We start from the raw sequence: 265 nt of genomic DNA on the forward strand, positions 1-265 counted from the left end.
GAAGAAAACCCAACGCAAGCAGATTATCAGCGGATTATCGAAGCCACCAAAGACCGTCCCGATGCGATCAGTATCCACAGCATGCTACTGCGCTCAATGATGCAAGCGAATTATTCGCCTGACAATCTTGGTCACTTTGGCTTAGCTTATGACGAGTATAGCCACTTTACCTCGCCGATTCGCCGTTATCCTGACCTCATGCTGCATCGCGCGATTAAAGCAAAAGTCACTAACACTAAGCAACCAGTGATGGACTTCTCTTTAG

General features: G+C 47.5%; 1 protein-coding gene. It reads left to right on the forward strand.

Features of this window, described 5'->3' with window-relative positions:
- The coding region (locus AAEZ03_RS27695; RefSeq protein ID WP_350583085.1) for an RNB domain-containing ribonuclease at positions 1–265 on the forward strand (265 nt) is incomplete at both ends.

The organism is Pseudomonas sp. HY2-MNA-CIBAN-0224 (genome assembly GCF_040310285.1).
Classification (GTDB): Bacteria; Pseudomonadota; Gammaproteobacteria; order Pseudomonadales; family Pseudomonadaceae; genus Aquipseudomonas; species Aquipseudomonas helleri.